This is a genomic window from Streptomyces africanus (assembly GCF_030816955.1).
Lineage (GTDB): Bacteria > Actinomycetota > Actinomycetes > Streptomycetales > Streptomycetaceae > Streptomyces > Streptomyces africanus.
Genome location: NZ_JAUSYP010000001.1, coordinates 4,906,311 through 4,920,995, shown reverse-complemented (window position 1 = coordinate 4,920,995; position 14,685 = coordinate 4,906,311). Strand labels below are relative to the sequence as shown.

The window sequence follows — 14,685 nt, the reverse complement described above, 5'->3', positions numbered from 1 at the left end:
GTCGCGTCGATTGACGAGGCCCGTCAATCGAGGGGGCGTTGTCAGTGGCGGGGTGCACCATGAGGTCATGAGCGTGCACATCGACATCGCCGGGCTGCGGCCGGAGCAGGTCGCCGTCGTGCCCTCGCCCCTGGCCGAGCTGGGCATGGCGCTGCACGCGCTGTCCGAGCCGGGACACCACCCGGGCCTGCAGGGCTGGGTGACGGGCGTGACCGCCCGGCTCGACCCGCATCTGGCCGACCGGATGTGCGAGGCCGACTTCCTGTGGCGGACGACGTTCTCGGACCTGTTCATGCCCTTCGCCGGCATCCCGGGCCGGAGCACGCCGCCGGGCGCCACGCTCGCCGAGGAACTGGACCTGCTGGACAAGCTGACGGACGAGCAGTTCGTGGACGCGGCCCTGGAGTTCACATGCGCGCAGCCGTACTGCTCGCACGGTCCGAACGCGCTGTCCGACGCGCAGGTGCGTCGGCGCGCCCTGGAGCTGGCCGCCGCGCGCGGGCCGCAGCAGTTGCGGTTCAGCGAGCGGCTGCTGGCCGACCCGCCCAGGATCCGGGCGTGGCTGCGGCAGTTCCTGCAGGACTGCGACGCGGCGTTCTTCTCGGAGGCCTGGTCCCGGCTGCGCCACCAGCTCGCGGCCGACACCCGGCACAAGACGGACCTGCTCAGGCACAAGGGCCTGGCCGAGACGCTGGCCGCGGTGTCCCCGGCGGTGACGCTCGACGAGGCCGCCGCCGACATCGCGGTCGACAAGCTGGGCGAGGGCCGTACGACCACGGGGGACGGCGGCCTGCTGCTCGTCCCGACAAGCCTGGGCTGGCCCCATCTGGCGGTCCTGCACCGGTACGGCTGGCAGCCGGTGCTGCACTACCCGGTCGGCTCCCCCGAGCTCGCCGCCCCGCCCACGCTGGAGCAGCTGGCCCTGCGGATGACCGCGCTGTCCCACCCCGTGCGCATGCGCATCTGCCGTCATCTGGCCCGCAGCGCGTACACCACCGGCGAGCTGGCGCAGGTGCACGGCATGACGGCCCCGGAGATATCCCGGCATCTGGCCGTGCTGAAGAAGGCGGGCCTGATCACCACCCGCCGCCGCGGGCGTTACGTCCTGCACCAGCTGGACGTGACGGTGGTGGCCCGGCTCGGCAGCGAGTTCCTGGAGGGGATCCTGAGGTAGGGCCCGGGCGGCCGGGTCAGCCGAGCCCGCCGGCCCGCACCAGTCCCGTCTCGTAGGCCAGCACCACCACCTGCACCCGGTCCCTGAGCCCCAGCTTGGTCAGGATGCGGCCCACGTGCGTCTTCACGGTCGCCTCGGACAGCACCAGCCGGGCCGCGATCTCGCCGTTGGACAGGCCCTGCGCGACCAGCACCATGACCTCGCGCTCGCGTCCGGTGAGCCGCTCCAGTTCCTGGTGCTGCGGCTCCTTCGCGGTGCCCGGCAGCATCGGCGCGAACCGGTCCAGGAGCCGTCGGGTGGTGGAGGGCGCGACGACCGCGTCCCCGCTGTGCACGGAGCGGATCGCGGCGAGGAGCTCCCCGGGCGGCACGTCCTTGAGCATGAAGCCGGAGGCGCCTGCCTTCAGCCCGGAGAAGGCGTACTCGTCGAGGTCGAAGGTGGTCAGGATGAGCACCTTCGGCGGGTCGGTGTCCGAGCAGATCCGGCGGGTCGCCTCCACCCCGTCGAGCTTCGGCATGCGGACGTCCATCAGCACCACGTCGACCTCGGTCGTGCGCAGCACCTGCAGGGCCTCGACACCGTCGCCCGCCTCCGCCACGACCTCCATGTCCGGCTGGGCGGCGAGCACCATCCGGAACCCGGTGCGCAGCAGCACCTGGTCGTCGACGAGCATCACGCGGATCGTCATCGGGGCCTCTTCCAGTCTCTGTTACAGGTGGGAGCGTTGCAGGTGGGAGCGTTACAGGTGTCAGCGAGGGGCGTGTGCCGAGGTCAGCCGGCGGGTTTGAGCGGCAGCAGGGCACTGATGCGGAATCCTCCGCCCGGGCGCGGGCCGGCGTCCAGGGTGCCGCCGACCATGCCGACCCGTTCCCGCATGCCGATCAGGCCGTGGCCCTGGCCGTCGAACCCGCCCTCCTCGTACAGCTCGTGCGGGGCGCCCTTGCCGTCGTCCTCGACGAGCAGGCCGAGGCCGTCGTCGAAGTACACCAGGCGTACGCTCGCGCCCGCGTTGGGCCCGCCGTGCTTGCGGGTGTTGGTGAGCGCCTCCTGCACGATGCGGTAGGCGGTGAGCTCGACGCCGCTGGGCAGCGGGCGGGGGGTGCCCTCGACCTTGAAGTCGACGGGCAGTCCGTGCCCCCGGCACTGCTCGACGAGGTCCTCGATCTGCTGGACGTCGGGCTGCGGCACGTACTCGCCGCCCTCCTCGTGCTCCCCGGTGCGCAGCACGCCGAGCAGGCGGCGCATCTCGGCGAGGGCCTGGCGGCCGGTGGAGGAGATGGTCTCCAGGGCCTTCTTCGCCTGGTCGGGCGCGGCGTCGAGGACGTAGGCGGCGCCGTCGGCCTGCACCACCATCACCGAGACGTTGTGGGCGACCACGTCGTGCAACTCGCGGGCGATGCGGGCGCGTTCCGCTGCCACGGCGACCTTGGACTGGGCCTCGCGCTCCCGCTCCAGGCGGGCGGCCCGCTCCTCCAGCTGCGCGAAGTAGGCGCGGCGGGTGCGGATGGAGTCGCCGAGCACCCAGGCGAGGGCGAAGGGCACGGTCATGAAGACCGTCGCGGCGATGCCGGCCGCGACGCTCGTCTGGCCGTTCGGCCAGCGCAGGTGGGCCACCGGGGCCGCGCACAGGCCGGCGACCAGCGCGAAGCGGGAGGCCCAGCGCGCGCCCTCCGCCGCGACCGTGTAGACGATCACCAGCATGGCGAAGTCGAAGGGACCCATCTCGACATCGGTGATCAGCTGGGCCAGACCGACCGCGGTCGCGAGCAGCAGCATCTTCTCCGGCATGCGCCGGCGCAGCGCGACCACCAGGCACAACAGCAGCGAGAGCGGAACGGCGACGGCCGGGTGGCCGAATCCGCCCGACGCTCCGCTGACCACGGAAATCCCGAGGAGGACCACGGCCCACGAGCCGTCGACCCACATCGGGTGCCTGCGGAGGAAGTCATAGAGGCGCTGCACGTAACCCAGCGTAGGGAAGCGGAATAGGTGCAGGGGTCAACCGGAGGGCCGATCCGCACCGGGCGCGCGTACTCCGCAAGGTGGAGTTGCGTTCGTTGTGTCCGCATAGCCTGGCCCCGTGACGGCAGTGACGAGGGGCGAGGGATCCCAGGGACCGGCGGGGTCTGGGTGGCGCGGGTGGCGTGCGGCGGCTCGGGAGGCCCTGTACGGGCCGGGCGGTTTCTACCGCCGGGCCGAGGGGCCGGCCGGGCACTTCCGTACGTCCGTGCACGCGTCGCCGCTGTTCGCAGGGGCCGTGGCGGGGCTGCTGTGCCGGGTCGACGAGGCGCTGGGACGGCCCGCGACGCTGGCCTTCGTCGACATGGCGGCCGGGCGGGGCGAGCTGGCCGCCGGGGTGCTCGCCGCGCTCCCGGGCGATGTGGCGGCCCGCACGCGCGCGTACGCCGTCGAAGTCGCCGAGCGGCCCGCGGGCCTGGATCACCGGATCGAGTGGCTGGCCGAACCGCCGCAGGGCGCGACCGGGCTGTTGTTCGCCAACGAGTGGCTGGACAACGTACCGGTGGAGGTCGCCGAGGTGGACTCCGCGGGCGTGGCGCGGCTGGTGCTGGTCCGGGAGGACGGGATCGAACGGCTCGGGGAGCCGGTCGACGGGGCGCAGGCGCGGTGGCTGGCGCGCTGGTGGCCGCTGTCCGGCGAGACGGGGCTGCGGGCCGAGATCGGACTGCCCCGGGACGAGGCCTGGGCCTCGGCGGTCGCCACGCTCGACCGGGGGCTCGCCGTCGCCGTGGACTACGCGCACACGGCGGACGCGCGGCCGCCGTTCGGGACGCTCACCGGCTTCCGGGAGGGCCGCGAGACGGCGGCCGTGCCGGACGGGTCGTGCGACATCACGGCCCATGTGGCGCTCGACGCGTGCGCGCTGCCCGGTGGGCGCCTGCTCCGGCAGCGTGAGGCACTGCGCGCCCTCGGCGTGACCGGCGCACGCCCCCCGCTCACGCTGGCGTCCACCGACCCCGCCGCCTACGTACGCGCCCTCGCGAGCGCCGGAGAGGCCGCCGAACTCACCGCGGCGGGCGGCCTGGGCGACTTCGGGTGGCTGGTGCAGCCGGTCGGGATCGGGGACCCGCTCTAGGGGCCCTAGGACTGGGGACGCTACTTGTCGATGTCGCCGACGACGAAGAACATCGACCCCAGGATCGCCACCATGTCCGCGACCAGCGTCCCCGGAAGCAGCTCCGTCAGCGCCTGGATGTTGTTGTACGAGGCCGAGCGCAGCTTCAGCCGGTACGGCGTCTTCTCGCCCTTGCTGACCAGGTAGTAGCCGTTGATGCCGAGCGGGTTCTCGGTCCAGGCGTAGGTGTGTCCCTCCGGTGCCTTCAGGACCTTGGGGAGCCGCTGGTTGACCGGCCCGGGCGGCAGTTCGGCGAGCCGGTCGAGGCAGGCGTCGGCCAGGTCCAGGGCGTTGTGCGTCTGCTCCAGGAGGCACTCAAAGCGGGCGAGACAGTCGCCCTCCTGCCGGGTCACCACCTTCAGGGTGTCCTGGAGGTCGCCGTAGGCGAGATACGGCTCGTCCCGGCGCAGGTCGAAGTCGACGCCCGAGGCGCGCCCGATCGGCCCGCTCACCCCGTACGCGTGCACGGCCTCCGGCGAGAGCCTCCCCACGCCCCGGGTACGGCCCCGGAAGATCTCGTTGCCGAGCACCAGGTCGTCGAACCGGTCCATCCGGGACCGCACGTCGGCGACGGCGGCACGCGCGCGCGTGGTCCACCCGGCCGGCAGGTCCTCCTTGAGACCGCCCACGCGGTTGAACATGTAGTGCATCCGCCCGCCGGAGACCTCCTCCATGACGTGCTGGAGCTCCTCGCGCTCCCGGAAGGCGTAGAAGATCGGGGTGATCCCGCCGAGCTCCAGCGGGTACGAGCCGAGGAACATCAGGTGGTTGAGCACCCGGTTCAGCTCGGCGAGCAGCGTGCGCAGCCACACCGCGCGCTCGGGGACCTCCATGCCGAGCATCCGCTCCACGGCGAGCACCACGCCCAGCTCGTTGGAGAAGGCCGACAGCCAGTCGTGGCGGTTGGCGAGCATGATGATCTGGCGGTAGTCGCGCGCCTCGAACAGCTTCTCCGCGCCGCGGTGCATATAGCCGATCACGGGCTCCGCACGCGTGATGCGTTCGCCGTCCAGGACGAGCTTCAGCCGCAGCACGCCGTGCGTGGACGGGTGCTGCGGCCCGATGTTGAGCACCATGTCGGTGCTCTCCGCGGCGCCGCCGATTCCGACCATGGTCTCCGTCGTAGGAGTCATGGACACAGTCTCTCCTACGTACGCTGGCCTCATGGAGACGGGGAGCCCGCAGGACACGGGGCCGGCGGGGACAGAGGGCGCGGCGGAGACGCAGGGCGCGACGGGGGCAGAGGGCGCGGCGGAAAACGGCGGAGGTACCGCAGAGGGCGTCGGAGGCACCGCGGACGCCGTCGGAGGCACCGCAGAGGCCGTCGAGGACGGGCCGGTGTGGATCGCGCTGCCCCCCGGCCTGCTGAAGATGCGGCGGTTGCTGCTGGTGGTGTGGCTGGGGCTGATCAGCCTGGCCGCCGGGCTGGTGCCGGGCCTGCTGGCCGGGCCCGCCTGGGCCGCCTTCGCGCTGCCGCCGCTGGCGCTGATGGCCTGGGGCTGGGTGATGACCGGCCGCAACTGGCGCTCCTGGCGGTACGCCGAGCGCGCCGACGACCTGCTGATCAGCCGCGGTGTGCTGTGGCGCGAGGAGACGGTCGTGCCGTACGGGCGGATGCAGCTGGTCGAGGTCACCTCCGGGCCCGTGGAGCGGCACTTCGGGCTGGCCAGCGTGCAGCTGCACACGGCCGCCGCGGCGACCGACGCGACCATCCCGGGCCTGGATCCGGCCGAGGCCGAACGGTTGCGCGACCGGCTCACCGAGCTGGGCGAGGCCCGATCGGCGGGGCTGTGACAGCGCCCGACGCCGCCGAGGCCGCTGAGTCCGCCGAGGCCGGGAACGGACTCGCCGAGCGGCGGCTGCACCCCGTCACACCGCTGAGGCGGGCCTGGGCCCCCGTCGCCGTCCTCATCGGCTGGGCCGTGCACGACCCGGACGGGGCACAGCGCCATCTGACCCGGCTGAACACGACCACGCTCCTCATCGGCCTCGCCGTGCTCGTTCCGGCCGCGGCCCTGTACGGGTTCTGCTCCTGGTGGTTCACGCACTTCGCGGTGACCGAGACCGAACTGCGCATCCGCACCGGCCTCGTCTTCCGCCGCACCGCACACATCAGGCTGGAGCGGATCCAGGCCGTCGACGTCACCCAGCCGCTGCTCGCGCGGGTCGCGGGCGTCGCCAAGCTCAAACTCGACGTCATAGGCACCGACAAGAAGGACGAGCTGGCCTTCCTGGGCGCGGACGAGGCGCGTGCGCTGCGGGCCGAACTGCTCGCCCGGGCGGCGGGATTCGCGCCCGAGACCGCGCACGAGGTCGGTGAGGCGCCGTCCCGGCAGATGCTGCGGGTGCCGCCCGGCGTCCTCGCCGTGTCGCTGCTGCTGAGCGGGGCGACCTGGGGATCGCTGGCCGCCGCGCTCGTCGTGCCGCCGGTGCTGTGGCTGGCCACGGAGAGCGTGTGGACCGTCCTGGCCGTCGCCCTGCCGCTGCTGGGTGCCGCGGGCGCGAGCAGCGTGGGAAGGTTCGTCGGCGAGTACGACTGGACGGTGGCCGAGTCGCCCGACGGACTGCGCATCGACCACGGCCTGCTGGACCGGGCCCATGAGACGGTGCCGCCGGGGCGGGTGCAGACCGTGCGGATCGTGGAGCCGCTGCTGTGGCGGCGGCGCGGCTGGGTGCGCGTGGAGCTCGACGTGGCGGGCTCCTCCAACTCCGTGCTGGTGCCGGTCGCCCCGCGCGAGATCGCGGAGGTCGTCGTCGCGCGCGTGCTGCCCGGCGTGACCGTGCCGGAGCAGGCGGCCCTGTCCTCGTCGCCGCGCCGGGCCCGGTGGTGCGTGCCGGTGTGGTGGCGCGGGTACGGGCTCGCCGTCACGGACGCGGTGTTCGCGGCGCGGTCCGGGCTGCTGCGGCGCAGCCTCGCCCTGGTGCCGCACGCGAAGGTGCAGAGCGTACGGATGACGCAAGGGCCGTGGGAGCGGGCCCGGGGCGTGGCCGACGTGTGCGTGGACACGGGCGCGAACAAGACGGTGAGGGCACGGCTGCGGGACGCGACCGAGGCACGCGCGCTGCTGACGGCACAGGCGGAGCGGTCACGGACGGGGCGCAGGGACGCCCGGCCGGACCGCTGGATGGCGTGACCCACCGGAAACGCGAAGGCCCCCCGGCCGCAGCCGGGGGGCCTTTTCAGCAGTGCCCGTGTCAGGAAACCGCGCTCCGCAGCCCCTGCACATCGATCTGCTCCGTCTCGTCATGCGCCGTCAGGTCGATGACCTGGCCGATCCCGCGCGACTCCTCGTCCGCGGGCTTGTACCCGGCCTCCGCCTCGGCCTTGTGCAGCGCGAGGGCCTCCTGGCCGACGACATCGGCCAGGTCCTCGTTCTGCACGGCCTCCAGGGCGGCCCGTGACGTGCCCTGCTTGGAGCCGAAGAAGTCGAACCCGCCTTCGGACAGGGGGCGTCGCACCGGCGTCTGCGGTGCCACGGCCACAGCGGTCGGCACGGTGTAGTGACCTGAAGAGGCAGGCTGCGCAAGCCGCTCGGCCTCGGCTCCGGCCGCCGTGGACGTACCGGCGGTCGCCCGCTCGTGCCCGGCGACCGCCTCGGACTGCCCCTGCGGCTCGTCCTCCCTGTCCGCCTCCGACTGCTCCCGCCGGTCGTCCTTCCGGTCCCCCGCGGGCTCCGCGTCGTCGCCCTTCGGTACGCCGTCGCCGTCGCCGCCCCCGTCCGGGTCCGGGGCCGAGTCGCTGTCGAGCCGGGCGAGCGCCGCCGCGGCACGCAGGAACAGCCGGGTACCCTCCGGGGAGAACACCGCGGGAATCGCCGTCTGCTCGTCGACGGCGAGGCCCTCCGCCCCGGTGGTGGCAGCCGCCTCGTCCGCCGGAGCGTCCGCCGTCCGGGCCGCCCCCGCGGGCAGCGCGGCCCGTGCCGGAGCCGTCGCCTCGATCTCCAGCACCCGGCGTTCCTCCAGGACGCTCGCGCGCTCGGTCTCGGCGGTGGCGTACCGGCGCAGCAGAGAGGCGTGCTCGTTGCGCAGCCCGGCCAGTTCGGTGCGCTTGGCGCGCAGCCGCTGCTCCAGTTTCGCGCGCAGTTCGCGGGACTCCTCGAGGTCGGCCTCCAGTTCGGCGACCCGCTCCTCGAAGCGCCACTCGTCGCTCGCCCGCGCGCGCGTGAGGTCGGCGACGCGTTTGCCCGCCTGGATGTCCCAGCGGCGGAGCACGACCGCGCCGACGACCGCCGTCGCCGCGGCGGCCGCGGCCAGACCGCGGAGCACCATCGGCTCCGTGAACACCCAGGGCCCCAGGGCGCAGACGAGGGAGACGCCTGCGATCGCCGACGGGGGCAGCAGCCTGTGCAAGGGCGGGGAATGGCGGTGACGTCCACGTGGCATGGCCAGAAACTTACCGCGCGTAGGCGAATCTTGGTGACCCACCCCGCAAAACAAAGCCATACCGAAGCGTTCACACGGCACCGGAACTCGGGAAGAAGCGGAATCCGCCCCTCTTCCAATTCCCAAGATCATTTCCAAGGGCCGTTCAGCCGCTCGCCGATCCACTCCAGCGTCGCCGGAATCTCGCGCCGCCAGGTGTTGAAGTTGTGCCCGCCGCTCCCCAGGATGATCGACGAGATCCGCGTCCGCCCGGTGGTCTCCACCCGCTCTATGAACCGCGTCGTGTCCTTGTAGTTGGACTCGCCGGATCTACTGCTGGTGACGAGCAGTGAGGTGTCGGGAGCGGGCCTGTGCTTGAGATACCACCACAGGTCGGCGCGATTCCGGAGTTCCTTGTCGCCCTGGAAGAGATCGCCCGTGGTGGCGTCGATCGGCGCCTTGTAGTACGCGGACAAACCCGCCCCGGCGCCATACACACCGGGGTGGTGCATGGCGATCTTCAAGGCGCAGTAGCCGCCCGTCGAGTTGCCGACGATGCCCAGACCGCCCGGCTTTTCGGCCACCCGGTAGTGCGTGCGCAACGCGTCGGGCAGATCCCTGGCGAAGAACGACTCGGTCTGCGGACCGCCCGGGACGTCCACGCACTCCGTGTCCCGGGGCGGCGCCACCGTGGGCCGCAGCATCACCAGGATCATCGGCCGCATCCGGCCCGCCCGGGCCAGTTCCAGTGCCGTGCGCGGGTAGTGGAGCTTCTCCACCAGCGCCGAAGCCGTGCCCGGATATCCGGTCAGCACGACGGCCGCGGGGAACGTACGGGTGCGGTACCGCGGCTGGAAGTACTCCGGCGGCAGATAGACGTACGCGGGTGTGGCGATGTGCGTCGTACGGCCCACGATGTCGATCTGCTGGATCCGGCCGCCCGCCCGGGCACTCACCCCGGCCGCCCCCGGCACCCGGCGCGAGCCGACCACCCGCAACGGACCGCCGCCCGACGCGTGGTCGACGACCACGCCCTGGTCCTTCTCCTGCCCGAACAGGTCCGCCCAGCTCGCGTAGAAACCGAAGGACTGGTTGGCGGCGAGCCCCACCGCGGCGAACAGCGCCACCTGTGTGGCGAGCAGCAGGCCGATCCGCCCGCCCACGGCCCGCCAGTTCCGCCGGGCCAGGCGTGGCCACAGCCAGACCGTGCCGGCGAACAGCAGCACGGCGGACAGTACCGCCAGCACCAGCACTTTGTTGCTCGTGAGACCCAGACCCATCGGTGGTTACCTGTCCGCGCTTCCCGTCCGGGGCCGCCCCGCGCGCGTACACCTTCGCAAGGGCTTGTCCCAGACTTTCCTTTGCCTTTGAAACGGCTTTGACGACGGGAGTGAACCTCTTCCCCCGAGACACCGTCCTAGAGGGCGCAATGTCGCCGGATGCCCGAATCGGCACCGGATCCAAGGTCTCTCGCAGAACTACGGGATGCGATGTCTGTCAGGACAGATGAGGAAATGTCGGGCGAGGTTCCGAGTCGTGGTGTCGCCACGGCAGGAACCGGCCGGACGAACCGCGTGCGCCACCTGCTGCGCGGACCACGCCCCGAGGCCGCCCCCCTCCTGGTCGGCAGAGCCTGCGCCCTGGTGGGCGTCCTGGACATCGCCGCGGGCGTCTTCCCGCGCTTCCGGCACAGCCGTATGCACGCCATCGCCGAGGTGCTGCCCGGCGCGCTCGGCCCGTTCGCGGCCGCCCTGTCCCTCAGCACCGGCGTGCTGTTGCTGCTGCTCGCCCACGGCCTCAAGCGCGGCAAGCGCCGGGCCTGGCGGGCGGCCGTGGCCCTGCTGCCGGCCGGTGCCGTCGCGCAGTTCACGTACCGGCACTCGATCGTGGGCGTGCTGATCTCCCTGGCCCTGCTGGCACCCCTGCTGCGCCACCGCGACCAGTTCGACGCCCTGCCCGACCCGCGCAGCCGCTGGCGGGCGCTGGCCAACTTCGTGCTGATGAGCGCCGGTTCGCTCCTGCTGGGCCTGCTCATCGTCAGCGTCCACACCGAGCGCATGGTCGGCGACCCGAGCCTGGCCGACCGCATCACCCACGTCCTCTACGGCCTGTTCGGCTTCGAGGGCCCGGTCGACTACCAGGGCAACACTTCCTGGACCGTCGCCTTCTCGCTCGGCGCCCTCGGCCTGCTCACCGCCGTCACCACCATCTACCTGGCCTTCCGCCCCGAACACCCGGCCGCACACCTCACCGAGGAGGACGAGGCGAAGCTGCGCGCCCTGCTCGAGCGGCACGGCGGCCGCGACTCCCTCGGCCACTTCGCGCTCCGCCGCGACAAGGCCGTCGTCTTCTCCCCCAGCGGCAAGGCGGCCGTGACGTACCGCGTGGTCTCCGGCGTGATGCTCGCCAGCGGCGACCCGATCGGCGACGTCGAGGCCTGGCCCGGCGCCATCGAACGGTTCATGGACGAGGCCAGGGCCCACTCCTGGACACCCGCCGTCATGGGCTGCTCCGAGACCGGCGGCGAGGTGTGGACCCGCGAGACCGGGCTCGACGCCCTCGAACTGGGTGACGAGGCGGTGGTGGACGTCGCGGATTTCTCCCTCGCCGGCCGCGCGATGCGCAATGTGCGCCAGATGGTCAAACGCATCGAGCGCGCCGGTTACGAAACCCGGGTACGACGTGTCCGTGACCTCGGCGACGCCGAACTGGAGCGCATCCGGCGCGCCGCCGACGACTGGCGCGGCACCGACACCGAGCGCGGTTTCTCCATGGCCCTGGGCCGCGTCGGCGACCCCGCCGACGGCGACTGCCTCATCGCCACCGCCCACAAGCAGGACGACCACCCCGGCGAATACGGCGACCTGAAAGCGATCCTGCACTTCGTGCCCTGGGGCACCGACGGCGCCTCGCTGGACCTCATGCGCCGCGACCGCTCGGCCGACCCCGGCATGAACGAACTGCTCATCGTGGCCGCCCTCCAGGCCGCCCCGAAGTTCGGCATCGCGCGCGTCTCCCTCAACTTCGCCATGTTCCGCTCGGCGCTGGCCCGCGGCGAGAAGATCGGCGCCGGCCCGGTGCTGCGCGCCTGGCGCGGGCTGCTCGTCTTCCTCTCCCGCTGGTTCCAGATCGAGTCGCTGTACAAGTTCAACGCCAAGTTCCAGCCGCGCTGGGAGCCCCGCTTCGTCGTCTACCGGGCCTCGGGAGACCTGCCCCGCATCGGCTTCGCCGCCATGCAGGCCGAGGGCTTCGTCAACCTGGCTCTGCCGCTGCCGCGCTTCCTGCGCCGCCGTCGCCCGGCCGGCCGCCGCCCCTGCGCCCACGGCACGACGACGGAACGGAGCGTCAGAGCGGCGTGACCTGTCGGGACCGACCCGGGCCGCAGCGCCTGACGGCCGTCCCCTGGGCCTACGCTGAACATATGAGCAACCAGAGCGGACGCGGGCGCGTGGCGGGCCTACCGGAATGGGGCCGCTGCGCGGTCATGGGAGTCGTGAACGTCACCCCCGACTCCTTCTCCGACGGCGGCCGCTTCTTCGACACCACGGCCGCCGTCAAGCACGGCCTCGACCTGGTCACCGAGGGCGCGGACCTGGTCGACGTCGGCGGCGAGTCGACCCGCCCCGGTGCCACCCGGGTGGACGAGGCCGAGGAACTGCGCCGCGTCGTCCCCGTCGTCCGCGGCCTGGCCTCCGAGGGCGTCACCGTCTCGGTCGACACCATGCGCGCCTCCGTCGCCGAACGGGCCCTCGCCGCGGGCGCCGCCCTCGTCAACGACGTCAGCGGCGGCCTCGCCGACCCCCGCATGATCCCGGCCGTCGCCGACGCCGGCGCCCCGTTCGTCGTCATGCACTGGCGCGGCTTCCTCCAGGGCGGCAACGTGCGCGGCGAGTACACCGACGTCGTCACCGAGGTCGTCGACGAACTGCACGCGCGCGTGGAGGCCGTCCTGGCGGGCGGCATCGCCCCCGACCGGGTCATCGTCGACCCGGGCCTCGGCTTCTCCAAGGACGCCGAGCACGACCTCGCGCTCCTCGCGGGCCTCGACCGGGTCCTCGCCCTCGGCCACCCGCTGCTCGTCGCCGCCTCCCGCAAACGCTTCCTCGGCCGCGTCCTGGCCGGCCCGGACGGCCCGCCACCGCCCGCACGCGAACGCGACGCCGCCACCGCCGCCGTCTCCGCGCTCACGGCGCACGCCGGCGCGTGGGCGGTCCGCGTGCACGAGGTGCGCGCCACGGCGGACGCCGTACGCGTCGCCCACGCCATCGCAGCGGCACGCACCGGCGCAGAAGGAACCCGGTGAGCGCCCCGCACACCGACGTCGAACAGGTCGAGGCCGCCAACACCGCCTTCTACGAGGCACTCGAGCGGGGCGACTTCGAGGAACTGGCGTCGCTCTGGCTGACGCCCTCCGACCTCGGCGTCGACGAGACGTACCACGACCCGGCCGACAGCGGCGTGGTCTCCTGCGTGCACCCCGGCTGGCCCGTGCTCACCGGCCGCGGCGAGGTCCTCCGGTCGTACGCGCTGATCATGGCGAACACCGACTACATCCAGTTCTTCCTGACCGACGTGCACGTCTCCGTCACCGGCGACACCGCCCTGGTGACCTGCACGGAGAACATCCTCAGCGGCGGCCCCGCCCCCAAGGGCGACGAGGAGCTCGGCCCGCTCGTCGGCCAGCTCGTGGTCGCCACCAACGTGTTCCGGCGCACGCCCACGGGGTGGAAACTCTGGTCGCACCACGCATCCCCCGTTCTGGCCGAAAACGACGAGGACGAGCAGGACGAACCCCCCGCGTGAGTGGGTACGCGCCAGGAAGTGGTTGGAATCACGGAGCCGCGGGTATGGGCGGCTACCAACCCGTGAGCCGCCGGGTTCCCCAGGGGAAACGCCGGGTGAAACCTGCCGGGTCCGGCCCGGGCCCACGCCCCCGAGGCCCGGGCCCGCCCGGGCTCGCAGGTAGATTCGACTGAGGCCGGTGTGCCGCCCGCACACGGCACGGACCGGCCGGCACCGACGATTGCAGGAGTGATTCGCGTGGATCGTGTCGCGCTGCGCGGCCTGAAGGCCCGCGGGCACCACGGGGTGTTCCCGAGGGAACGCGAGGAGGGCCAGACCTTCGTCGTGGACCTCGTCCTCGGCCTGGACACCCGGCCGGCCGCGGCCGACGACGACCTGGCGAAGACCGTGCACTACGGCATCGTGGCCGAGGAGGTCGTGGCCGTCGTCCAGGGCGAGCCCGTCAACCTCATCGAGACGCTCGCCGAGCGCATCGCCCAGGTATGTCTGAAGCACGACGGGGTCCGGCAGGTCGAGGTCTGCGTCCACAAGCCGGACGCCCCGATCACCGTCCCCTTCGACGACGTGACCGTCACCATCACCCGGAGCCGAGTATGACTGCACCCTTCCTCAAGGGTCCCAGCGACCCGACCGTACAGCCGGTACCCGCCTCCGTCGTCGAGAAGGTCGACGCCGCCGACACCACGCTCAGCAACCCCAAACGGGCCGTGGTCGCCCTCGGCTCCAACCTCGGCAACCGCCTGGAGACCCTCCAGGGAGCCATCGACGCCCTGGAGGACACGCCCGGCGTCCGCATCAAGGCCGTCTCGCCCGTCTACGAGACCGAGCCCTGGGGCGTGGACCCGGGCAGCCAGCCCGCCTACTTCAACGCGGTTGTCGTCCTCAAGACCACCCTCCCGCCCTCCTCGCTCCTGGAGCGCGCGCACGCGGTCGAGGAGGCCTTCCACCGCGTCCGGGACGAGCACTGGGGCCCCCGCACCCTGGACGTCGACATCGTCTCCTACGCCGACGTCGTCTCCGACGACCCGCAGCTCACCCTCCCCCACCCCCGCGCCCACGAGCGCGCTTTCGTCCTGGCCCCCTGGCACGACCTGGACCCCGAGGCGCAACTGCCCGGCCGCGGCCCCGTCGCCGGTCTGCTGGACTCCGTCACCCGCGAGGGCGTCGCGCCGCGCACGGACCTGGAACTCCGGCTGCCCGAGTAGCCGTTAAG

The 14,685-nt window shown here is 72.7% G+C and carries 14 protein-coding genes; 9 read left to right on the top strand and 5 right to left on the bottom strand.

Annotation, left to right across the window (positions count from 1 at the left end):
• Positions 1 to 67: 67 nt before the first annotated feature.
• On the top strand, positions 68 to 1,174 hold the full coding sequence (locus QF034_RS22905) for a DUF5937 family protein (RefSeq protein ID WP_307176723.1): 1,107 nt from the start codon (positions 68 to 70) through the stop codon (positions 1,172 to 1,174).
• A gap of 16 nt (positions 1,175 to 1,190) precedes the next feature.
• On the opposite strand, the gene QF034_RS22900 is transcribed toward QF034_RS22905, so the two are convergent.
• Positions 1,191 to 1,862, bottom strand: coding sequence for a response regulator transcription factor (locus QF034_RS22900; RefSeq protein ID WP_307176722.1), 672 nt, complete (start codon positions 1,860 to 1,862; stop codon positions 1,191 to 1,193).
• 83 nt (positions 1,863 to 1,945) lie between these two features.
• Positions 1,946 to 3,136: a sensor histidine kinase gene (locus QF034_RS22895; protein ID WP_307176721.1), complete on the bottom strand. Its 1,191-nt coding sequence runs from the start codon at positions 3,134 to 3,136 to the stop codon at positions 1,946 to 1,948.
• A gap of 118 nt (positions 3,137 to 3,254) precedes the next feature.
• Here QF034_RS22895 and QF034_RS22890 point away from each other — a divergent pair, with 118 nt between their 5' ends.
• Positions 3,255 to 4,268: an SAM-dependent methyltransferase gene (locus tag QF034_RS22890; RefSeq protein ID WP_307176720.1), complete on the top strand. Its 1,014-nt coding sequence runs from the start codon at positions 3,255 to 3,257 to the stop codon at positions 4,266 to 4,268.
• Between the two features lie 20 nt (positions 4,269 to 4,288).
• On the opposite strand, the gene QF034_RS22885 is transcribed toward QF034_RS22890, so the two are convergent.
• Complete coding sequence (locus tag QF034_RS22885; protein ID WP_086559028.1) at positions 4,289 to 5,440, bottom strand: NADH-quinone oxidoreductase subunit D; 1,152 nt, start codon at positions 5,438 to 5,440, stop codon at positions 4,289 to 4,291.
• A 31-nt stretch (positions 5,441 to 5,471) separates the two neighbouring features.
• Between QF034_RS22885 and QF034_RS22880 the strand changes: the two genes are divergently transcribed.
• Entirely contained in the window at positions 5,472 to 6,101 is a 630-nt protein-coding gene (locus QF034_RS22880; RefSeq protein WP_307176719.1) for a PH domain-containing protein, read from the top strand.
• Complete coding sequence (locus tag QF034_RS22875) at positions 6,098 to 7,441, top strand: PH domain-containing protein (protein ID WP_307176718.1); 1,344 nt, start codon at positions 6,098 to 6,100, stop codon at positions 7,439 to 7,441. The genes QF034_RS22880 and QF034_RS22875 overlap by 4 nt, the downstream gene beginning before the upstream one ends.
• Positions 7,442 to 7,502: 61 nt before the next feature.
• Here the strand turns inward: QF034_RS22875 and QF034_RS22870 are convergent, their stop codons facing one another.
• On the bottom strand, positions 7,503 to 8,690 hold the full coding sequence (locus QF034_RS22870; protein WP_307176717.1) for a hypothetical protein: 1,188 nt from the start codon (positions 8,688 to 8,690) through the stop codon (positions 7,503 to 7,505).
• A 128-nt stretch (positions 8,691 to 8,818) separates the two neighbouring features.
• On the bottom strand, positions 8,819 to 9,943 hold the full coding sequence (locus QF034_RS22865) for an alpha/beta hydrolase (RefSeq protein WP_307179954.1): 1,125 nt from the start codon (positions 9,941 to 9,943) through the stop codon (positions 8,819 to 8,821).
• A 240-nt stretch (positions 9,944 to 10,183) separates the two neighbouring features.
• Here QF034_RS22865 and QF034_RS22860 point away from each other — a divergent pair, with 240 nt between their 5' ends.
• The 5 genes from QF034_RS22860 (at position 10,184) to folK (ending at position 14,677) form a co-directional block, all read left to right on the top strand.
• Positions 10,184 to 12,028, top strand: a complete 1,845-nt coding sequence (locus QF034_RS22860) for a phosphatidylglycerol lysyltransferase domain-containing protein (RefSeq protein WP_307176716.1) — start codon at positions 10,184 to 10,186, stop codon at positions 12,026 to 12,028.
• Between the two features lie 62 nt (positions 12,029 to 12,090).
• Entirely contained in the window at positions 12,091 to 12,972 is an 882-nt protein-coding gene (folP, locus tag QF034_RS22855; RefSeq protein WP_307176715.1) for a dihydropteroate synthase, read from the top strand.
• A complete protein-coding gene (locus QF034_RS22850; protein ID WP_307176714.1) occupies positions 12,969 to 13,472 on the top strand; it encodes a nuclear transport factor 2 family protein in 504 nt (167 codons plus the stop codon). Before folP ends, QF034_RS22850 begins: the two co-directional genes overlap by 4 nt.
• A 237-nt stretch (positions 13,473 to 13,709) precedes the next feature.
• Complete coding sequence (gene folB, locus QF034_RS22845; protein WP_086559022.1) at positions 13,710 to 14,069, top strand: dihydroneopterin aldolase; 360 nt, start codon at positions 13,710 to 13,712, stop codon at positions 14,067 to 14,069.
• On the top strand, positions 14,066 to 14,677 hold the full coding sequence (folK, locus tag QF034_RS22840) for a 2-amino-4-hydroxy-6-hydroxymethyldihydropteridine diphosphokinase (protein WP_086559021.1): 612 nt from the start codon (positions 14,066 to 14,068) through the stop codon (positions 14,675 to 14,677). Before folB ends, folK begins: the two co-directional genes overlap by 4 nt.
• Positions 14,678 to 14,685 lie beyond the last annotated feature (8 nt).

Excerpts from the sequence above, each read along its gene's own strand:
- QF034_RS22905 (WP_307176723.1), top strand. The coding sequence starts at position 68 with ATGAGCGTGCACATCGACATCGCCGGGCTGCGGCCGGAGCAGGTCGCC.
- QF034_RS22900 (WP_307176722.1), bottom strand. The coding sequence starts at position 1,862 with ATGACGATCCGCGTGATGCTCGTCGACGACCAGGTGCTGCTGCGCACC.
- QF034_RS22885 (WP_086559028.1), bottom strand. The coding sequence starts at position 5,440 with ATGACTCCTACGACGGAGACCATGGTCGGAATCGGCGGCGCCGCGGAG.
- QF034_RS22880 (WP_307176719.1), top strand. The coding sequence starts at position 5,472 with ATGGAGACGGGGAGCCCGCAGGACACGGGGCCGGCGGGGACAGAGGGC.
- QF034_RS22870 (WP_307176717.1), bottom strand. The coding sequence starts at position 8,690 with ATGCCACGTGGACGTCACCGCCATTCCCCGCCCTTGCACAGGCTGCTG.
- QF034_RS22860 (WP_307176716.1), top strand. The coding sequence starts at position 10,184 with ATGTCGGGCGAGGTTCCGAGTCGTGGTGTCGCCACGGCAGGAACCGGC.
- folP (WP_307176715.1), top strand. The coding sequence starts at position 12,091 with ATGAGCAACCAGAGCGGACGCGGGCGCGTGGCGGGCCTACCGGAATGG.
- folK (WP_086559021.1), top strand. The coding sequence starts at position 14,066 with ATGACTGCACCCTTCCTCAAGGGTCCCAGCGACCCGACCGTACAGCCG.